This window comes from Streptomyces paradoxus (genome assembly GCF_014202475.1).
In the GTDB taxonomy this organism is placed as follows: Bacteria; Actinomycetota; Actinomycetes; order Streptomycetales; family Streptomycetaceae; genus Streptomyces; species Streptomyces paradoxus.
In genome coordinates, this window is record NZ_JACHGV010000010.1 from 1 (window position 1) to 17087 (window position 17087).

The 17087-nt window shown below is 71.4% G+C and carries 13 protein-coding genes; 3 read left to right on the forward strand and 10 right to left on the reverse strand.

The genetic code is table 11. The features are described 5' to 3' along the window. Together HNR57_RS28850 and HNR57_RS28855 are read right to left on the reverse strand one after the other, a co-directional pair. The coding region (locus tag HNR57_RS28850) for a maltotransferase domain-containing protein (protein ID WP_184564470.1) at window positions 1-712 on the reverse strand (712 nt) is incomplete at its 3' end. 215 nt (window positions 713-927) lie between these two features. Further along, the gene (locus tag HNR57_RS28855) at window positions 928-2130 is read right to left on the reverse strand and encodes a S8 family peptidase (protein ID WP_184564472.1); all 1203 of its coding nucleotides are present in this window, start codon (window positions 2128-2130) and stop codon (window positions 928-930) included. Window positions 2131-2407: 277 nt separating this feature from the next. Between HNR57_RS28855 and HNR57_RS28860 the strand changes: the two genes are divergently transcribed. Beyond that, the gene (locus HNR57_RS28860) at window positions 2408-5026 is read left to right on the forward strand and encodes a glycosyltransferase family 1 protein (protein ID WP_184564473.1); all 2619 of its coding nucleotides are present in this window, start codon (window positions 2408-2410) and stop codon (window positions 5024-5026) included. 21 nt (window positions 5027-5047) lie between these two features. On the opposite strand, the gene HNR57_RS28865 is transcribed toward HNR57_RS28860, so the two are convergent. The 5 genes from HNR57_RS28865 to HNR57_RS28885 all read right to left on the reverse strand — a co-directional run bounded on the left by HNR57_RS28865 (window position 5048) and on the right by HNR57_RS28885 (window position 13483). After that, window positions 5048-5569, reverse strand: a complete 522-nt coding sequence (locus HNR57_RS28865) for a DUF1990 domain-containing protein (protein WP_184564476.1) — start codon at window positions 5567-5569, stop codon at window positions 5048-5050. A gap of 68 nt (window positions 5570-5637) precedes the next feature. Further along, a complete protein-coding gene (locus HNR57_RS28870) occupies window positions 5638-7284 on the reverse strand; it encodes a M4 family metallopeptidase (RefSeq protein ID WP_184564477.1) in 1647 nt (548 codons plus the stop codon). Between the two features lie 209 nt (window positions 7285-7493). After that, complete coding sequence (locus HNR57_RS28875; protein ID WP_184564479.1) at window positions 7494-9554, reverse strand: M4 family metallopeptidase; 2061 nt, start codon at window positions 9552-9554, stop codon at window positions 7494-7496. A 207-nt stretch (window positions 9555-9761) separates the two neighbouring features. Further along, a complete protein-coding gene (locus HNR57_RS28880) occupies window positions 9762-11648 on the reverse strand; it encodes an ABC transporter ATP-binding protein (protein ID WP_184564481.1) in 1887 nt (628 codons plus the stop codon). Beyond that, window positions 11645-13483: an ABC transporter ATP-binding protein gene (locus HNR57_RS28885; RefSeq protein WP_184564482.1), complete on the reverse strand. Its 1839-nt coding sequence runs from the start codon at window positions 13481-13483 to the stop codon at window positions 11645-11647. Before HNR57_RS28885 ends, HNR57_RS28880 begins: the two co-directional genes overlap by 4 nt. A 203-nt stretch (window positions 13484-13686) precedes the next feature. On the opposite strand from HNR57_RS28885, the gene HNR57_RS28890 reads away from it, so the two are divergent. Continuing rightward, a complete protein-coding gene (locus HNR57_RS28890) occupies window positions 13687-14793 on the forward strand; it encodes a right-handed parallel beta-helix repeat-containing protein (RefSeq protein ID WP_184564484.1) in 1107 nt (368 codons plus the stop codon). A gap of 39 nt (window positions 14794-14832) precedes the next feature. Beyond that, window positions 14833-15861 carry a methyltransferase gene (locus tag HNR57_RS28895; RefSeq protein ID WP_184564486.1) on the forward strand — a complete coding sequence of 343 codons (1029 nt, stop codon included), beginning with the start codon at window positions 14833-14835 and terminating at the stop codon, window positions 15859-15861. A gap of 112 nt (window positions 15862-15973) precedes the next feature. Here the strand turns inward: HNR57_RS28895 and HNR57_RS28900 are convergent, their stop codons facing one another. The 3 genes from HNR57_RS28900 to HNR57_RS28910 are packed head-to-tail and all read right to left on the reverse strand — an operon-like array spanning window position 15974 to window position 17060. After that, window positions 15974-16306 (reverse strand): TcmI family type II polyketide cyclase, encoded by a 333-nt coding sequence (locus tag HNR57_RS28900; protein WP_184564488.1) that lies wholly within the window; start codon window positions 16304-16306, stop codon window positions 15974-15976. Window positions 16307-16324: 18 nt separating this feature from the next. Continuing rightward, window positions 16325-16804, reverse strand: a complete 480-nt coding sequence (locus tag HNR57_RS28905; protein ID WP_184564490.1) for an SRPBCC family protein — start codon at window positions 16802-16804, stop codon at window positions 16325-16327. 1 nt (window position 16805) lies between these two features. Beyond that, a complete protein-coding gene (locus HNR57_RS28910; protein ID WP_184564492.1) occupies window positions 16806-17060 on the reverse strand; it encodes an acyl carrier protein in 255 nt (84 codons plus the stop codon). Between the last annotated feature and the right edge of the window lie 27 nt (window positions 17061-17087).

A 17087-nucleotide genomic window follows, 5' to 3' on the forward strand; every position in this document is an offset into this window, starting at 1 on the left:
CCCGCTCCACCAGCAGCGGCAACGGCTCACTGCTGGTCACCAGATCCCGCAGCGGATGCCTGGCCAGGACCTCGTCCACCTCCGGCGTCAGCGCCCCTGCCAGACGAGCCGCCGCGGGGCGGTCCTCGTCCCGCAGGGCGTCGACGGCGGTGAGGATCACGTCGCGCAGTCCCTCCTCCTCGGGCACACCGGCGGCCGCCCGCTCGTACAGACGCGCGCCCTCCTCCAGGACGACGTCCGTGTCCATGCCGGCCGGGATCTTGATCTCGGCATGGTGGCGCCAGGTACCGACCGGGTCCCCCCAAGCCTCGACGGTGAACGTCCACAGGCCGGGTTCCCCGGCGGTGACCGTGGCGCCCCAGCGGTCCGTCCCCGGGGCCAGTTCCCGCAGCGGTGTCCACGGGCCGGGCCGGCCCTCGGGGTCCCTCAGGACGACATTGGCGGCCACCGCGTCGTGCCCTTCCCGGAACACGGTCGCCGAGATCTCGAAGGTCTCGCCGGTGACGGCCTTGGCCGGCCGGCGCCCCTGCTGGACCACCGGGCGGACATCGAGTACGGGTATGCGCCCGACGGCGGTCGCGTCGCCAGGTGGTGGTGGCGAGGCCGGCGGACCGGCATCGGCCGGGCGCGCGGGGCGTGCTTCGCCGCCGGGCGCGCGCGCCCCGGTGGTGCGGCGGTTGGGGGGTGCTGGCGAATGGTGCTTGGCGGGCATGACCGCTCCTGTCCGCGTCAACGTGGGTGGGCGGAGGTCTGTGGGGAGGTGGGTCCTGCTTGGTGCTCCTGAGAGGGGTACCCGCAGGAGCCTTCCCACCCTATTCGGGTGGGCAATCCGGCACTTTGTTAACTACTCACGCGTATGTCGACACACAAGACCGGCCTCGTCCGCGATGGACGAGGCCGGCCCCCTGGTATGGCTGCTCCTTCGCCCTACTCGCGCGGCACCCGCAGTAACTTGTCCGGCGAACCGACGCCCCGGCCGGAGACCTTCCCGGTCGCCGCTCCGGCCGTCAAGGCCCTCCCGACCTGGGCCGGAGTCGCTTTCGGATGATCGTCCAGATAGAGCGCGGCCGCGCCCGCGGCGTGCGGAGACGCCATCGAGGTACCGGAAGAGGTGGCCCGCGCGATGTCGCTCGCGGCGGACGCGGAGGTGATGGCGACGCCGGGGGCGAACAGATCGAGCGCCGGACCGTGGTTGGAGAAGGCCGATTTCGTATCCCCCCGGTCGGTGGCCCCGACCGTGATGGCCTGCTTGACGCTCCCCGGGGAGTAGAGGCCGGCCGGCATGCCGTCGTTGCCCGCGGCGACCGTGTAGGTGACGCCGGAGGCGATGGAGGCACGGAGGGCGGCGTCCAGCCGGTCGTTGCGCGGGCCGCCCAGGCTGAGGTTGGCCACCGCGGGTTTCTTCGCGTGCCGGGTCACCCAGTCGATCCCGGCGATCACCCGGGCCGTGGTGCCCCCGCCGTGGGCGTCGAGGACGCGCACGGAGACGATCCGGGCCTTCTTGGCGACGCCGTGGGACGTCCCGGCGACCGTGCCGGCGACGTGCGTGCCGTGGCCGTTGGCGTCCGAGGCGACCCGGTCGTTCCCGACGAAGTCCCAGCCGTGGCCCGCCCGGCCGCCGAAGTCCCGGTGGGTGGTCCGGACGCCGGTGTCGATCACGTAGACCGTCACCCCCGCACCGGCCGGCCCGGGCCAGCTGTAGCTCCCCTCCAGCGGCAGCCTCGGCTGGTCGAGGCGGTCCAGCCCCCAGGACGGAGGGTTCTTCTGGGTGCCGTCGAGCCGTACGCGGGTGTCCTGGACGACCGAGGCGACCCGGGGGTCGGCGGCCAGCCGCCCGGCCTGTCTCTCGTCCGCGCGGACCGCGTAGCCGTTCAGGACCGTGCCGTAGGTGTGGCTGATCTGCACCCCGTACTGTCCGGCGAGCCTCTCTCCGGCCGCCGACCGGGCAACCGTGCCCTTCTCCAGCGTCACCAGGTAACTTCCGTGCACGGAGCCGGGTGATCCGGCGCCGGGTATCCGCCCCTCCGGTGCGGCGTGCGCGGGCAGGGTCATGGCCGAAAATGCCGCGGTACAGACCGCCGCGGCCAGGCCCCCCGTCCGGCGCAGACGCCGCTCGCGCGTCCGAGCCATGGTCCGAGTTCCCCTCCTCGACTCGGCGTACGGCTGCCGCGCGGCGCCGCGTACGGCGGGCACGGGCCGATAACGCCAGAGGCAGCCTCTCGTGACGGGTGAAGCACCACAAGGACGCCTATGGGTGCGGAATCGGCCATATCCGCGGATGGTGCTGTTCAGGCCGATCGGGCTGCGGGTGGCGGAGCCTCAGCGGCGGAGGCACCGACGCCGGTACTGTCGTAGGAGACGTCGTCGAAGCCCTGCGAAATCCAGCGAACGCGCCGAGGTGGAACCCGTGAAGGCGATCCGTCGATTCACCGTCCGACCCGTTCTCCCCGACCCCCTCCGGCCGATCGGTGATCTGGCCCGCAACCTGCGCTGGTCATGGCACGCGGAGACCCGTGACCTGTTCCGGTCCGTCGACCCCGAGCGGTGGGCCGCCTCGGGCGGCGACCCCGTCCGGCTGCTCGGCAGCGTGCCGCCCGCCCGGCTCGCGGAGCTGGCCGGGGACGGCCCGTTCCTGCGCCGCCTCGCCGCGGTCGCGGGCGATCTGCACGACTACACGACCGGCGACCGCTGGTACCAGTCCCAGCCCGAACAACTGCCCGCCGCCATCGCGTACTTCTCGCCCGAGTTCGGCATCACGGCCGCCCTGCCCCAGTACTCCGGCGGCCTCGGCATCCTGGCCGGCGACCACCTCAAGGCGGCCAGCGACCTCGGCGTCCCGCTGATCGGCGTCGGCCTGCTCTACCGGCACGGCTACTTCCGCCAGACCCTGTCCCGGGACGGCTGGCAGCAGGAGCACTACCCGGTCCTCGACCCCAACGAGCTGCCCGTCGTCCAGCTGGAGGAGCCCGACGGCACCCCCGCCCAGGTCTCCCTCGCCCTGCCCGGCGGCAAGCAGCTGCACGCCCGGATCTGGCTGGCGCAGGTCGGCCGGGTCCCGCTGCTGATGCTGGACTCCGACGTCGAGGAGAACGACCTCGGCGAGCGCGGCGTGACCGACCGGCTCTACGGCGGCGGCAGCGAGCACCGGCTGCTCCAGGAGATGCTCCTCGGCATAGGAGGTGTCCGGGCGGTACGGACGTACTGCCGGCTGACCGGCCACCCCGCGCCGGAGGTGTTCCACACCAACGAGGGACACGCCGGGTTCCTCGGTCTCGAGCGGATCGCCGAACTCTGCGCCGAGGGGCTGGACTTCGACTCCGCACTGGAGTCGGTCCGCGCCGGGACCGTGTTCACCACCCACACCCCCGTCCCGGCCGGCATCGACCGCTTCGACCGCGAACTGGTCGCCCGCCACTTCGGCCCCGACGCCGAGCTGCCCCGCATCGACGTCGACCGCGTCCTGCGGCTCGGCATGGAGAGCTACCCCGGCGGGGAACCCAACCTCTTCAACATGGCCGTCATGGGCCTGCGTCTCGCCCAGCGCGCCAACGGGGTCTCCCTGCTGCACGGCAACGTCAGCCGCGAGATGTTCGCCGGCCTGTGGCCCGGCTTCGACGCCGACGAGGTGCCGATCACGTCCGTGACCAACGGGGTGCACGCGCCCACCTGGGTCGCACCCGAGGTGTTCCGGCTCGGCGCGCGGCAGATCGGCGCCCAGCGTGCCGAGGACGCGCTGACCGTCGGCGGCTCGGACCGCTGGGACGCGGTCGCCGACATCCCCGACCAGGACATCTTCGATCTGCGCCGGGTCCTGCGCGAGCAGCTCGTCGAGGAGGTGCGCGAGCGGCTGCGGGCCTCCTGGCGGCAGCGCGGCGCCCACACGGCCGAGCTGGGCTGGATCGACGGCGTCCTCGACCCGGACGTCCTCACGATCGGCTTCGCCCGGCGCGTCCCGTCGTACAAGCGTCTGACGCTGATGCTGCGCGACCGGGACCGGCTGATGGGCCTGCTGCTGCACCCCGAGCGGCCCGTCCAGATCGTCGTCGCCGGCAAGGCGCACCCGGCCGACGACGGCGGGAAGCGGCTGGTGCAGGAGCTGGTGCGGTTCGCGGACGACCCGCGGGTGCGGCACCGGATCGTGTTCCTGCCGGACTACGGCATGGCGATGGCGCAGAAGCTGTATCCCGGCTGCGACATCTGGCTGAACAACCCGCTCAGGCCGCTGGAGGCCTGCGGCACCTCCGGCATGAAGGCGGCGCTCAACGGCTGTCTCAATCTCTCCGTTCTCGACGGCTGGTGGGACGAGTGGTTCCAGCCCGACTTCGGCTGGGCCATCCCCACGGCCGACGGTGCCGGGACCGACCCCGACCACCGCGACGACATAGAGGCCGCGGCGCTGTACGACCTGCTGGAGCAGCGGGTGACGCCCCGCTTCTACGAGCGCGGGCAGAGCGGGCTGCCCGACCGGTGGATCGAGATGGTCCGGCACACGCTGAGTCTGCTCGGGCCGAAGGTGCTGGCCGGGCGGATGGTCCGGGAGTACGTGGAGCGGCTCTACGCGCCCGCGGCCCTCTCCCACCGGTCCATGGGCCCGGACGCGGCGCGGGATCTCGCCGAGTGGAAGGGGCGGGTGCGGGCGGCTTGGCCGGGGGTCACGGTCGACCACGTGGAGACGTCGGCGTCCGACACCCTGGCCGAGCTCGGTACGACGCTGGGGCTGCGGGTGCGGGTCGCCCTCGGCGATCTCGGGCCGGACGACGTGGATGTCCAGGTCGTCTCGGGGCGGGTGGACGAGGAGGACCGGATCGGTGACGCGACGGTCGTGCCCCTGAAGCCGGTGGGCTCCGCCGATCAGGAGGGGTGCTGGGTTTATGAAGGGCCCTTGTCACTGGATCGCACCGGGCCTTTTGGGTACACGGTGCGGATCCTTCCCGCGCATCGGCTGATGGCGTCCAGCGCGGAGTTGGGGCTTGTGGCCGGGCCTTCCGAGGAGCTGGTGGCGGCGGCGGGGTTGTTGATGCGGTGAGTTCGCCGTCCGCCGCGCCCCTCAGGCGTCCGCACCGCCCTGCGTTGCCAGGTTCCGCAGAACGGTGCCGCACCGTCGTGCGTACGCGTGCTGGAAGCCCCTGGTGGCCGGGCCGCCCGCCTTCGCGTACCACTTGGCGGCCCGGCTGAACGCGTTCACCGTCAGCCAGACCGTGCCGTCTCCCGTGCGGTCGACGACGAACGACTCCTCGCCGGTCTCCGGGTGGCCGGGCAGGGTGCCGTAGGCCCAGCCCGCCCGGCGGGGTTCCTCGACCGTCCAGACCACGCGGCAGGGGGCCTTGATCATGCCGGCGAGGGTGACCGTGACGTCCACGCCGGGGGCGGCGCGGTCCGCGCTCGCGTCGATTCCCACGCCCATCGCACGGTGCATCTCCCAGGTGAGGACGGCCTCCGAGGCCCGGCGGAAGACCTCCTCGCCCTCGCCGAGACGGGTGCGTACGTTCATGGGACGGAAGCCCGGCGGGCAGAAACCCTGGTCACGGGTGGCGCCGACATCGGCGTAGGTGAAGTCCTGCGAAGACATGGTCCCCAAGAGTAGGGCGGTACCCGGACCCGCTTCGGGTCCGGGTACCGCCCGTGGTCGTGCTTCGGTCAGCCGACGTTGACGGCGGACCAGGCGGCCGCGACCGCCTTGTACTCGGTGCTGCTCGCTCCGTACAGCGCCGAGGCCGCGTTCAGAGTGGCCGTGCGGGCGGCCGCGTACTTGGTGGTCGACGTCATGTACGTCGTCAGCGCCTTGTACCAGATCTGCAGCGCCTTGGTCCGGCCGATGCCGGTGACCGTGGAACCGTTGGACGTCGGCGAGTCGTAGGAGACGCCGTTGATCGTCTTCTTCCCGCTGCCCTCGGACAGCAGGTAGAAGAAGTGGTTTGCGGGGCCGGAGGAGTAGTGGACGTCCAGGCCGCCGAGGCCGGCGGACCAGCTGTCCTTGGACGAGCCGTCCTTGCTGGGCTTGTCCATGTGGCGCAGCGGGCTGCCGTCGCCGTTGATGTCGATCTCCTCGCCGATGAGGTAGTCACCGACGTCGGAGGAGTTGTTCGCGAAGAACTCGGCGCCCGCGCCGAAGATGTCGCTCGTGGCCTCGTTCAGACCGCCGGACTCGCCGCTGTAGTTCAGGCCGGCCGTGGCCGACGTCAGACCGTGGCTCATCTCGTGCGCGGCCACGTCGAGCGAGGTGAGCGGGTGGGTGTTGCCCGAGCCGTCGCCGTAGGTCATGCAGAAGCAGCTGTCCGACCAGAAGGCGTTGACGTAGTTGTTGCCGTAGTGGACGCGCGAGTAGGCGGCCTTGCCGTCGTTGCGGATGCCGCTGCGGCCGAAGGCGCTCTTGTAGAAGTCCCAGGTGACCTGGGCGCCGTAGTGGGCGTCGGCGGCGGCCGTCTCCAGGTCGGACGGGTTGCCGGTGCCCCAGACGTCGTCCGGCCCGGAGAAGAGGGTGCCGGTGCCGGAGGTGCCGCGGTTCAGGTTGTACGTCTTGTGACCGCCGCGCGTGCCGTCGGTCAGGTTGTACGTCGAACCGGACTTGGTGGTGGTGAGGTCGACCTTGCCGCTGTACGTGGTGGTGCCGGTGCCGGTCTCGATGGCCTGGTACTCGTACAGCTTCTCGCCGCTGGCGGCATCGGTGACGACGTGGAGTTCGTTCGGGGTGCCGTCCTCCTGGAGGCCGCCGACGACCGTCTCGTAGGCCAGGGTGGGCTTGCCGTCGGCCGCCCAGATCACCTTGCGGGGCGCGGAGTTCGCCCCGGTCTTCTCCGAGCCGGCCGCCTTGGCGAGGGTCACGGCCTGCTTCTCGGCCTTGGCTGCGGTGACCGCCGGCTTGAGCGAGGCGACCTTGAGCGTGGCCTTCGTGGCTCTGGTGACGCCCTTGTTCGCGCCGGACTCCGACTCGTGCACGACGAGGTCGCCGCCGAGGACCGGCAGGCCGGCGTAGGTGCGCTCGTAGCGGGTGTGGACGGTGCCGTCGGCGTCCTTCACGACGTCCTTGACGACCAGCTTCTCCTGGGCGCCGAGGCCTATCTCGTCCGCGGTCCGCGTGGCGTCCGCCTGCTGCTCCTGGATGAGCGCGGTGCGGGCGGGCGCGGAGAGCAGCACGGGGGCGGCGGCGAGTGCCGGCTTGCTCGCGGAGTCCGCGGCGACGCTGCTGCCGGGGGTCAGACCGGTGGTGATCAGGGCACCGGCGGCGACGGCGGTGGCGATGGCCAGCGTGGCGCGCTTGTGACGCGCGTAGAGAGGGGAGGTCACACGAGCTCCTAGGTGTGGGGGAAGTGCTGTGGTGCCGTGCGGCGTGGGGGAAGAGTGGCACTTGAGACGCGTACATGTCAGGAGTGGCGGTGATGTTGGCCGGAATTCGACGACGAGATGTATGCGTGGGCACGTGAAACGGACGCCGCCCCGGGGGATTCGAACCCACCGGGGCGGCGCCCTGACTTGAGAGGCCTACGGCCCGCGATCTACGGGAACGTCAGCTTCCAGCTGTTGATGTAGCCGGTGTCGACGGCCGCGTTGTCCTGGACCCGAAGCTTCCAGACGCCGTTGGCCACCTCGGAGGAGGCGTTCACCGTGTAGGTGGTGCTGAGGTTGTCCGCGCTTCCGCCGGTGCCGTACCCCTTCAGCGTGTACGCCGTGCCGTCGGGGGCGACCAGATCCACCTTGAGGTCACCGATGTAGGTGTGGACGATGTCCACGGCGACCTGGAGGTTGGACGGCGCGTTGCCCGTCCGGCCGGAGACGGTGACCGACGAGGTGACCGCCGCGCCCCGGTCCGGGATCGCCACGTCGGCGGTGTTCTCGAAGGACGTACCGCCGCCGCCTCCGTCACCGGGCCGGGTGCCGACGTTGATGCCCGCCCACGCGTGCTGGACCGCCTTGTACTCGGCGCTGTCCGTGCCGTAGAGCTCACCGGTGGCCGCGAGGGTGCCGGTGCGGGCGCCCGCGTAGTTGGTGGTCGAGGTGAACTTCGTGGTGAGCGCGCGGAACCAGATCTTCTCCGCCTTGTCCCGGCCGATGCCGGTGACCGGAAGGCCGTCCGAGGTGGACGAGTTGTACGTGACACCGTTGATGGTCTTGGTGCCGCTGCCCTCGCTCAGCAGGTAGAAGAAGTGGTTCGCGGGGCCGGACGAGTAGTGCACGTCGATCGAGCCGATGCCCGAGTACCAGCTGTCCTTGGACGAGCCGTCCTTGCTCGGCTTGTCCATGTAACGCAGCGGCGTGCCGTCGCCGTTGATGTTGATCTCCTCGCCGATGAGGTAGTCACCGACGTCGGAGGAGTTGTTCGCGTAGAACTCGACCGTCGAGCCGAAGATGTCCGAGGTCGCCTCGTTCAGACCGCCGGACTCGCCGCTGTAGTTGAGGCCGGCGGTGTTCGAGGTGAGCCCGTGGGTCATCTCGTGCGCGGCCACGTCGATCGACGTCAGCGGGTTCGCGTTGCCCGAGCCGTCGCCGTAGGTCATGCAGAAGCAGCTGTCCGACCAGAAGGCGTTGACGTAGTTGTTGCCGTAGTGGACCCGGGAGTACGCGCCCACGCCGTCGCCGCGGATGCCGGAGCGGCCGTGCACGTTCTTGTAGTAGTCCCAGGTCAGGGCGGCACCATAGTGCGCGTCTGCGCCCGCGGACTCCAGGTTGGACGGGGTGCCGTTGCCCCACACGTCGTCCGGGCCGGAGAACAGGGTGCCGGTGCCGGAGGTGCCGCGGTTGAGGTTGTACGTCTTGTGGTTGCCGCGGGCGCCGTCGGTGAGGTTGTACGTCGACCCGGACTGGGTGGTGGTGAGGTCGACCGTGCCGGAGTACACCGTGTTGCCGGTGCCGGTCTCGATCGCCTCCCACTCGAACAGCTTCTCGCCGGTGGTGGCGTCGGTGACGACGTGCAGTTCCTGGGGTGTGCCGTCGTGCTGGAAGCCGCCGACGACCGTCTCGTAGGCCACGACCGGCTTGCCGCCGGCGGCCCAGATCACCTTGCGGGGCTCGCGGTTGATGTCGGCGTTCTTGGCCTCGTCGGCCTCGCCGGCGGTCAGGGCCTGCTGCCGGGCCTTCGCGGCGGGCACCGCGGTCTTCGTCGTCGCCGGCTTGATGGCGGCGCGGGTGGCCTTCACGACGGCCGCGGTGGCGTCCGTCTTCGTGCTCTCGACGACCAGGTCACCGCCGAGGACCGGCAGGCCGTCGTAGGTGCGCTCGTAGCGCGTGTGCACGGTGCCGTCGCGGTCCTTGAGGACGTCGCGGACGACCAGCTTCTCCTTGGCGCCGAGGCCCAGGTCCTTCGCGGTCTGCGCCTTGCCGGCGTCGGCTTCCCGGATCAGCGCGGCGCGCTGGGCGGGGGTGAGCCTGACCGACTCGGAGCCGGGGTTCGCCTTGGTCGCGGCCGACGGTGCCTTCTCCGGGGCCGCGATGGCGGTGCCGCCCTGGACGGCGGTGGCGATCAGCGCGGCGACGCCGGCGAGGGCCACGGCCGCGGTGCGGCGGGGGGTGTGGGGAGTGCGTCTGTGGGAGGTGCCTCTTCGCGAGGAACTGCTTCTCAACACTGACTCCTTCTGCGGGACCGGGGGTCGCCCGGCCTGGGGAGGTGGAGGTGTTGCTGTGGGGTTCCTGTGGAGCAGTCGTGGGAAGCGTGGCAGGCGACCGCGCTTTCTGTCAGGAGCGCGTCAACACAATGGCCGGAAACGGTTCGTTGTCCGGAAGTTCATGTTCGCTATACGGACGCTTCCCGTCCTCCTTGAACCGCCGCCCTACGCCAGACTGTCCCGCCAGGCCCGGTGCAGATCCGCGAACCTGCCGGTGCCCGCGATGAGTTCGGCCGGTTCGCCGTCCTCCACGATGCGGCCGTGCTCCATCACCAGGACCCGGTCCGCGATCTCGACGGTCGACAGCCGGTGCGCGATGACCACGGCCGTACGGCCCTTCAGCACCGTCGTCATGGCCCGCTGCACCGCACGCTCCCCGGGGATGTCCAGCGAGCTGGTCGCCTCGTCGAGGATCAGCACCGCCGGGTCGGCCAGCAACGCCCGGGCGAAGGCCACCAGTTGCCGCTGCCCGGCGGAGATGCGGCCGCCGCGCTTGCGGACGTCGGTGTCGTAGCCGTCGGGCAGGCCGCTGATGAAGTCGTGCGCGCCGATCTCCTTCGCCGCCTGCTCGATCTCCTCGCGGGTGGCGTCCGGGCGGCCGATCGCGATGTTGTCGGCGACCGTGCCGGAGAACAGGAACGCCTCCTGCGTCACCATGACCACCCCGCGCCGCAGCTCGGGCACGGCGAGGTCGCGCAGGTCGACGCCGTCCAGCAGCACCCGGCCCCCGGAGGGGTCGTAGAACCGGGCCAGCAGCTTGGCCAGGGTCGACTTGCCGGCGCCCGTGGAACCGACGACCGCGACCGTCTGCCCGGCCGGAAGGGTGAGGTCGAACGCGGGCAGCACCTCGCCGCCGGTGCGGTAGCCGAAGCGGACGCCGTCGAAGACCACTTCGCGGCCGGGGTGCTCGCCTTCGAGCGGCGGGAGCTGCCGGGGGGTGGCCGGCTCGGGGACCGACGGGGCCTGGGCGAGCAGGCCGGCGATCTTCTCCAGTGAGGCCGCCGCCGACTGGTAGGAGTTCAGGAACATCCCGAGCCGGTCGATGGGGTCGTACAGCCGCCGCAGGTACAGGACCGCGGCCGCCAGCACGCCGAGGGCCAGTGTGCCGTCCGCGACCCGGTAGCCGCCCCACAGCACGATCGACGCGACCGCCGTGTTGGCGACCAGCCGCGAGCCGGTGACGTAGCGGGCCATCTCCAGCAGCGCGTCGCCGTTGACCCGTTCGTGCCGGCTGTTGAGCACGCCGAAGTCCGCGTCGTTGGCGGCCTCGCGGCGGAAGGCGCGCACCGGCCGGATGCCGTTCATCGTCTCGACGAACTTGACGATGACGGCCGCGATGGCGGTCGACCGCGCCCGGTACACCCGGGCCGCCCGCCGCCGGTACCACCGCACGAGCGCGTACAGCGGCACCAGGGACGCCACCGCCACGCCCCCGAGCCCCAGGTCGAGCCAGAGCAGCATCGCCGAGATGTAGACGAAGGAGAGGATGACCGTCACGAGCTCATGGAGGCCCTCGTCCAGCAGTTCGCGCAGCGACTCCACGTCGGCCGTGGAGCGGGAGATGAGCCGGCCCGAGGTGTAGCGCTCGTGGAAGTCGACACTCAGCGCCTGTGCGTGGCGGAAGATCCGGCCGCGCAGGTCGAGCAGCACGTCCTGGCTGACCCGGGCCGCGGCGGCGACGAACGCGAACTGCAGCCCGCCCGCGGCCAGCGCACACCCCAGATAGCCGGCGCCCACCGCGATCAGCGGCCCGTGGTCCTGCGCCCGGAACGCCGGTACGGCACGGTCGATGGCGTACGCCACGAGCAGCGGGCCCGCCTGCACGACCGCCTGCTGGAGCAGCAGCAGGAGCGTGGTGACCGCGACCCGGGCCTTCATGGGCGAGAGCAGGGAGCGCAGCAGGGCCCCGGTGGCGCCCGGCGGAGTGGGCAGGACGTCCCGGTCGAAGGGGTCGCCGGTCGCGGCGGACGGGTCGTCGGGCCGATGGCCGGGCCGGTCGCCGGGTTTGTTGCCGGGTTTGTTGCCGGCCGGTGCGCCGGTGGCCGCCGTCATCGTGCGCCCTCCTCTTCCCCTGACATCAGATGCGCGTACTCGGCGTTCGTGCGCAGCAGTTCGTGGTGGGTGCCGACCGCGGCGATCCGGCCGCCGGACAGCAGCGCGACGCGGTCGGCGAGCAGCACGGTGGAGGGGCGGTGCGCGACGATCAGGGCGGTGGTGTCCGCGAGGACCTGGCGCAGGGCGGCCTCCACGGCGGCCTCGGTGTGCACGTCCAGGGCCGACAGCGGGTCGTCCAGGACGAGGAACTCCGGCTGCGCGACGACGGCCCGGGCGAGCGCGAGGCGCTGGCGCTGGCCGCCGGAGAGGCTGAGGCCCTGCTCGCCCACCGGGGTGTCCGTCCCCTGGGGCAGGGAGTGCACGAAGCCCGCCTGGGCGACGGCCAGCGCACGCTCCAGGTCGGCGTGGCCGGCGGTGTCCCCGGCACCCATGAGAACGTTGTCGCCCACCGACGCCGAGAACAGCGTGGGCTCCTCGAAGGCCACGGCGACCTTGGCGCGCAGGGCTTGTCTGGACAGGCCGGTGATGTCGGCGCCGTCGAGGGTGATCCGGCCCGAGGTCAGCTCGTACAGGCGGGGGATGAGCGCGGTGAGAGTCGTCTTGCCGCTGCCGGTGCCGCCGACCAGGGCCATGGACTCACCCGGCCGGATGTGCAGGTCGATGTGCTGGAGGACGGGCGGGGTGTCGGGCGGAGCGTCGGGGTAGCGGAACGTGACGTCGTGGAAGCGGAGCCCTCGTTCCCGGACGCGCGCCGAGCCCGTGCCGGGGGCTGGGACAGCGGCGGAGACGGAGCCCGGGCCCGGGGTGGCGGCCGGGGCGCAGGCCCGCTCCGCGGCGCCCTCCACCTCCGCGTCCATCACCTCGAAGTACCGTTCCGTCGCCGTCGCCGCCTCCTGGCTCATCGCCAGCAGGAAGCCGATCGACTCCACCGGCCACCGCAGCGCCAGCGCCGTCGACAGGAACGCCACCAGCGTCCCCGCCGACAGAACACCGTCGGCCACCTGGACGACCCCCACCACCAGCGCCGCCCCGATCGCCACCTCCGGCAGCGTCACGATGACGCCCCAGATCGTCGCCAGCAGCCGCGCCTTGCGCAGTTCCGTGCCGCGCAGCGTCTTCGACAGGTCCCGGAACGCCCGCTCCTGGCTCCGGTGGCGGCCGAAGCCCTTGATGATGCGGATACCGAGCACACTCTCCTCGACGACCGTCGTCAGGTCGCCGACCTGGTCCTGGGCACGCCGGGCCAGCTTCGCGTAGCGCCTCTCGAAGATCAGGCAGGTGACCATGACGGGCACGGCGGGCCCGAGGATGACCAGCCCCAGCGTCCAGTCCTGGAGCAGCATGATGATCACGCCGACGAGGATCGTCACCCCGTTGACCAGGAGGAACGTCAGCGGGAACGCGAGGAACATGCGCAGCAGCATCAGGTCCGTCGTCCCCCGGGACAGCAACTGCCCCGAGGCCCACCGGTCGTGGAAGGCCACCGGCAGCCGCTGGAGATGCCGGTACAGAGCCGCCCGCATCGACGCCTCGACGTGCGAGAGCGGCCGGGCCACCAGCCACCGGCGCAGCCCGAACAGCAAGGCCTCCGTGAAGCCGAGCAGCAGCAGGAACAGCGCGCCGAGCCACACCCCCGCCGGGTCCCGGTCGGCGATCGGCCCGTCCACCATCCACTTCAGGGCGAGCGGGATCACCAGGCCCACGCAGGAGGCCACGATCGCGACGAACGCGGCACTGACCAGCCGCGCCCGCACGGGCCGCACGTACGGCCACAGGCGCAGCAGCGTACGCACGGCGGAACGGTCCTGGGTGGGGGCTGGTGTCGTGGCCATCAGCAGCGAGCCTACGGATCGCCACTGACACTGCCCACCGAGTTTCCGCCGGACCCGGATCGGCCGTTGGTCCTACGACCTGGGGGAATGTTCGACGGGTCGTACGGCCGCATCGTCCTGTCGTCCACGGCAGGCCCTGGGTGCCACGCCGCCGGATGGCCCATCCCACCGGTTCGCGACCTTTCGGCCCTAATCTGCGCAATATGAATAAATGCCATATCGCACCTCTTGCATGCGCCGCGGCGCTGCTCGGGACGGGCCTCGGCGCCGCCGCGCCGACCGCCGCACACACGGTCCACCTCGTCAGACCGGGAGAGTCGATCCAGAAGGCGGTGGACTCCGCCCGGCCGGGTGACACCGTTCTGCTCGCCCGCGGCACCCACCGCGAGAGCGTCAGCGTGAGCACACCCGGACTCACCCTGCGCGGCATGGGCCGCGGTACGGTGCTCCGGCCGCAGGCGGGCCCGGGCACCGCGACCGCACCCGACACCGCGACCGCACCCGACACCGGGAGCGCCGCCGGCAGCTGCGCCGCGGCCGGCAACGGCATCTGCGTCGAGGGCACGCGGGACCACAACGTGGACGGCGTCACCATCGCCTCCCTGACGGTGACCGGCTTCCGCAAGGCCGGCGTCTACGCCCACGAGGCCGACAGGCTGACCGTGCGGAACGTCGGCGCGGTCGGCAACGGGGTGTGGGGCATCGCCACGGAGCAGTCGGTCCGCGGGGTGTTCCGCGGCAACACCGCCCGGGACAACGGCGACGCGGGCCTGTTCCTCGCCAACACGGTCACGGCGGAGCAGGGTGCCATGGACACCGGGGGAACGCTGGTCGAGCGCAACCGGCTGCAGGGCAACCGGATCGGCGTCACCGTCCGCCGGCTGCGCAACCTGACCCTCACCGACAACCACCTCACGGGCAACTGCGCGGGGGTGTTCGTCGTCGGCGACGAGAACAAGCCGAAGGCCGGCCTCGTGACCGTGCGCGAGAACCGCATCGAACGCAACAACAAGTCCTGCCCGAAGACCGCCCGGCTGGACGCCCTGCAGGGATCCGGCATCGTCCTCACGGGCACCGAGGACAACCTGGTCACCCGCAACGTGATCAGGGACAACGTCGGCACGTCGCCGCTGTCGGGCGGCATCGTCGTGTTCAAGAGCTTCGTCGGCACGCCCAGCGAGCGGAACCGGATCAGCCACAACCTGCTGCAGGGCAACGCTCCGGCGGACCTGGTCAACACCGACCCCGGCCAGGGCAACACGTTCCAGGGCAACACCTGCCGGCTGTCCACGCCCGCCGGCCTGTGCTGACCCCCCACCGTTGACGTGATCGAAACAGGAAGGCGGCACATGACGACCACCCATCCCGCACCTCCGCCGTCCATGCGGCTGCGGGAACTCGCCTTCGGGGCGGCATGTGCCGCCGCCCTGCGCGCGGCCGCCCGGCTGGGCGTCGCCGACGCCCTCGGTGACGACCCCATGGCCGTGGAGGACATCGCGGCCGCGGTGAAGACCGAACCCGGACCGCTGCGACGGCTCCTGCGAGCCCTGTCCTGCCACGGCGTCTTCGCGGAACGCCCGGACGGGACCTTCGCGCACACCGACGTCTCCCGGCTGCTGCGCGAGGACGACCCCCACAGCCTGCGCGCCATCACGCTGTGGTGCACCGAGCCGTGGACCTGGGACGTCTGGCCGAAGCTGGACGAGGCGGTACGCACCGGCCGGAACGTGGTGGAGGGCCTGTACGGCAAGGAGTTCTTCCCCTACCTCAACGAGGACGCCCCGGAGTCCGCCGACGTCTTCAACCGCGCCATGACGACGTCCAGCCTGCAGTCCGCCCAGGACGTCGCGGAGTTCCTCGACCTGACCGGCCACACGTCGGTCGCGGACCTCGGCGGCGGCCAGGGGCACGTGGTGGCGAGCCTCCTGGACAAGTACCCCGCCCTGCACGGGACCCTGGTCGACCTGCCCAGGGTGGTGGAGAACGCCGTGCCGAGACTGCGCCCGGGCGGCGACCTCGCCCACCGGGCGCGCGTGGTGCCCTGCGACGTCCGGACGGCCGTACCGGTGAAGGCCGACGTCTACGTCATCAAGAACATCCTGGAATGGGACGACGAGAGCACCGCCCGCACGCTGCGCAACGTCCGCGAGGCCGGCGGACCGGGTACGCGGGTCGTGGTCATCGAGAACCTCGTCGACGACTCGCCCTCGATGCGGTTCAGCACCGCCATGGACCTGCTGCTGCTCCTCAACGTCGGCGGGGCGAAGCACACCACCCGGAGCATGCTGGACCGGCTGGCCGAGGCGGGTCTGGCCGTCGACGACGTCAGTCCGGTCAATCCCTATCTGCACGCGTTCGACTGCCGCGTCCCCGCCTGACCGGGCCGCTTCCCGAGGGCCCCGGTGCTTCCGGGGCTCCGCCCCCCGGCAGGCCACCGGTCGCCGGGTCCGCGCTGTCGCGGACCCGGCGACCGGTGGCCTGCCGGCGAGGTCAGCCGGCCGGTTCGCGCTCCCAGAGGTAGAAGCGCTGCGCCATGGCGTCCTTCGGGGAGCGCCAGGTCTCGGGGTCGTACGCGCTGACGTACGCGGACAGCCGCTCGCTGACCTCCCGGAACTCGGGATGGCCGGTGATCCTGGCGATGGCCGGCCCGGGGTCGCGCTCGGCCTCGATCAGGTGCATGTACACATCGCCGAACTGGAAGAGGCTGCGCCGGGTCACGCCGACGAGGTGCGGCAGCTCCCCCCGGTCGGACTCCTCGAACACCTTGGCGATGTCGGGCGCCGACCCGGGGGCCATCCGGGCGACGATCAGAGCTTGGTGCATGGGCGTTCTCCGTCCGGCTCAGTCGGTCGGACCGGCACTCGCACCGCGCTCCGCGGCGATCTTCTCGACGCGGTCGCGGATCAGGGCCATCTGTACCTTGGAGTTCCGGTTGATGTTGTCCGTCATCCACTCGTCGTCGACCGGAGCGTCCGGCTTCATCGCGAAGTCCTGCGTCCAGACCATCCGCGTGCCGGCCGGGACCTCCTCGTACCGCCAGTGGATGTCCATGTGGTCGAAGGGACCCGTCTCGACCCGCCGGGCCTTGACGGTGAGCGTCTCGCGGTCCGGCTCGCGCTCGGAGACCCAGCTCCACACGGTGCCGTTCTCGTCCGGGTGCATCGTCAGCCGGAAGGTCGTCCTGTGGCCCTCCCGGGAGAGGATCTCGACGGAGGCGTACTCGCTGAACAGCCGCGGCCAGTTCTCCAGGTCGTTGGTCACCTCCCAGACCAGGTCCACGGGTGCGGCGATGGTGATCTCGTTCTGTGTGTGTCCGGTCATGTCACGCTCCTGCCAGGAGGGCACCGTTGACGAGGTCGAGGAACTGCCGGGGCGTCTTGGAGCGTTCGGCGTCGGTCGGCATCGGAGTGCCGTACCGGTTCTCCAGCTCGCCCACGATGCCCAGCAGGCCCAGCGAGTCGACCCCGAGGCTCTCGAAGGCCGTCTCGTCGCGGCGGAGTTCCTCCGGGGCGACGGTGACGCCGGTGCACTTCTTCATGAGTTCGGACAGCTCTTCCACAGTGATGCGGTCAGTCATGCCATTTCCCTTCCTTGCCTGTTTCCA